A 3,579-nucleotide genomic window follows, 5' to 3' on the forward strand; every position below is an offset into this window, starting at 1 on the left:
TCTCCTCGTTGACGGCCGTGTGATCGGGATGCGGGGAAGCGGAAGCGCCACAATCCCGGGGCCGCAATCGAGCGTCAGCGTGAGAATAGCTGAACAGGAGACGAAGCCCGTTCAATATTCTCTCGGGCAGAATTATCCGAATCCCTTCAACCCGAAAACGGTTTTTCCGTTCGTGCTCGCGCATCCCTCCGTCGTCACGCTGAAGGTGTACGATGTCGGGGGGCGCGAGGTGGCGACACTCCTGAGCAGGCAGAGCATGGGAACGGGAAGACAGCAGGCCGAATTCGACGCAAGCATGCTCTCCAGCGGGGTCTATCTCTACAGGCTGATTGCCGAACCGGCCGAGGGGGACAGGGCCGGGGAAGGTTTTGAAGGGGTGAGAAAAATGCTCCTCCTCAGGTAAAGATGAAGAGAAGCGTTACCATCCTTTTCACGGCCGGACTGGCGTTCACCCTCACCTTCCTCCTTTCCTCTACCCATCGTCCGGTCCCCATGCACAAGACTCCGGAGGACCGGGAGGATAACGCCTGGGAGATGTTTCAGTGGTGGTACAACCAGCGGGCGTTTCCCTACGAACTGATCCCGCAGGGCGCCTTCGAAAAGGCGGCCGCCTACGCCAGGACAAAGATGAAGCGGGAGGCCAGGGGACCCTACTCCACGGCCGCAACACCCTCATGGGTGTCGCTCGGGCCGAATAACGTGGGGGGCCGCACGCTCTCAATCGCCCTCGATCCTTCGAATCCGAATATCGTCTGGGCGGGTTCCGCCAGCGGCGGGCTCTGGAAATCAGCGACCGGCGGCGAGGGAGCGAGCGCGTGGAGTTATGTCTCTACCGGCTATCCGACACTTTCGGTCAGCGCAATTTCCATCGACCCTTCCAACGCAAATCTCATCTACATCGGGACGGGGGAAATCAGCCTCTACCACCGGCCTCAGAACGGAACACCCGGGGCACGCTCGTCGTACGGGATGGGAATCCTCAAGTCGACGAACGGAGGCTTGACCTGGGCCCAGACTTCGCTGACCTGGGCATTCTCCCAGATCACGGCGGTCCAGAAAATCGCGATCAACCCGCTCAATACGAAGACTCTCTATGCCGCCACGAGCGAGGGAGTCTACAAATCCACGGATGCGGGCGCGAACTGGCTTGCCTCCGACACGGCGTTGATGGCCATGGATGTCGCGATCAATCCCGCCGACACGACAATTCTCTATGCGACGCACGGCAACCTGAACTCGACGCCGGTGAACGGCCTCTTCAAGAGCACGAACGCCGGGGGAACGTGGCTCCGGGACAGCGCCGGGCTCCCCTCGACCAATTTCGGCAGGGCCGTGATATCGATCTGTGCCAGCCACCCCTCAACGGTTTACCTCGGCATCGCGAACGCCTCGAGCGGGGCGTCGTTCGGACTCTACCGGTCGGACGACGACGGCGTTACCTGGTCGCAGGCGTCCAACGCGAACTATACCGGCGGACAGGGCTGGTATGACATCGCCGTCGCGGTCAATCCGAACGACCGGCTCACGGTCTTCTCCTCGGGCCTCGACATCTGGCGTTCCACAAGCGGCGGAGCGTCCCTTACGGAGAAATCATTCTGGTTCCAGGGAGACATGGGGGCGGTTCCTCCCGGCGGCCCTGAAGGACCCTCCTCGTACGCCCACGCCGACCACCACGCGATCGTGTTCGACCCCGCGCATCCGGATACGATCTACTTCGCGTGCGACGGCGGAGTGTTCAAGAGCACCGACGGCGGAAATACCTATCTCGGCTGCAACGGCGGATATGTGACCACACAGTTTTACAACGGATTTGCGAACGCCCTGGCGGATTCACAGATCGCCCTCGGCGGACTCCAGGATAACGGGGCGGTCCGGTATGAAGGCACCACGACCTGGAACAAAGTGGACGGTGGCGACGGGGGCTGGAGCGCGATCGATCCGACGAACGCGGGCATCCTTTATGACGAGTATGTTTACCTGTCCCTGAAGAAATCTGTCGGCGGGGGGGGCTTTAATTCGATCACCACCGGTCTGCCGGGCGGATCGACCGTCTCGAATTTCATCGCTCCGTTTGTGATTTCACACTCAAATCCCGCCATACTCTACGCCGGAAATCTGGATGTGTATAAGACCACCAACGGGGGAAGCTCGTGGTTCGCCCCGAACGGGGGCGCAAACCTGAACGGCACGAAGGTCGCATGTATCGGTGTTTCCTACACCAGCTCCGACACCCTCCTGGCGGCGACGGGATCCGGGGGCGTCGCGGATTCGCCTCTGTTCCAGGTCTTCGGTTCGACGAACGGAGGACAGACGTGGACGAACGTGACGGGTTCGCTCCCGAATCGTTATCCGACAGACATTGAATTCGATCCCGGCGTCAGCTCCACCGTCTACATCACGTTTTCCGGATACGGAACCGGGCATCTCTTCAAGTCGACGAACGTCGGCCAGAGCTGGACGGACATCACCTCCAACCTCCCCGACATTCCGCACCAGAGCGTCGTCGTCGATCCGGTCCAGCCTCAGAACATCTATGCGGGGACCGATCTCGGGGTCTACCATTCTTCGAACGGGGGAACGCTCTGGGAAGACTTCAGCAGCGGCATGGTTCCGGCGATGGTGCTCGATATGACCGTCTCCCGCTCCAATAACGCTCTGCGCGCGGCGACGTTCGGAAACGGCGTGTACGAGCGCAAGCTTGTGCGCGTGGCGTTGCTCGCCCTTCAGGCGCCTGTCGGTGGAGAAGTCTTGCTTGGGGGCCAACCCTCACTGATCAAGTGGTCTGAGCAGCTGGTATCGGCTGTGAAGATCGAATATTCGCCGAACGACGGAGGAACGTGGAACCTGGTCGCGGACAATGTCCCGGGAGCGTCGGGCCAGTATGCATGGACCGTCCCTTCGGTCACGACCACCCATGCCCGCGTGCGGATCAGCGAGAGCGGCACCGGGACCCCCACGGATTCGAGCCCAAATTCCTTTACGATTGACGCGAACGCGGATGTGGTCGACGGCTGGAACCTGATCTCCCTGCGGCTTCTTCCGCCGGACCCGCCGAAATCGGTCATCTTCCCCACCGCGACTTCACCGGCCTTCACCTATGCTGCTTCCTCGGGATACAGCGTGCGGGACTCACTCTCGCCGGGAGAGGGGTTCTGGATGAAGTTCAGCGGTGCGCAGCTTACCCCCTATGCGGGCGACTCCATCTCGACGGATACGATACCGCTAAAAGCCGGTTGGAACCTGGTCGGGTCGCTTTCAGAAGCGGTCGCGGTGAGCAGCGTCATTCAGATCCCGGGCGGAAACGTGAGATCCCCCTACTACGGATACAGCGGCTCCTACCTGATCGCAACGAGCCTTCAACCGGGGCAGGGCTACTGGGTCAGGGCGGGCTCGGACGGAAAAATCGTCCTCCATTCGGGTTCCACCTCTTCTCCCTCCTCCACTCAGCTTGCCGGTGAGTTCGGTTCCTTCACTTCCCTCCTCATCGGCGACGCAGGCGGCAGGAGCCAGACTCTCTATCTCGCTCCCGGGGCGGATCGATCGGCTTCCTTTGCGCTCCCTCCCGTCCCTCCCGAGGGC

Annotated in this window: 2 protein-coding genes; both read left to right on the top strand. The window is 61.4% G+C overall.

Annotation, left to right across the window (positions count from 1 at the left end; all coding sequences use genetic code 11):
- A partial coding sequence (locus VI215_01215; protein HEY6190925.1) for a T9SS type A sorting domain-containing protein occupies window positions 1–403 on the top strand: 403 nt, incomplete at its 5' end.
- A gap of 2 nt (window positions 404–405) precedes the next feature.
- On the top strand, window positions 406–3,579 hold a 3,174-nt coding region (locus tag VI215_01220), incomplete at its 3' end, for a hypothetical protein (GenBank protein ID HEY6190926.1).

The organism is Bacteroidota bacterium, from assembly GCA_036522515.1.
Classification (GTDB): domain Bacteria; phylum Bacteroidota; class Ignavibacteria; order UBA10030; family SZUA-254; genus VBOC01.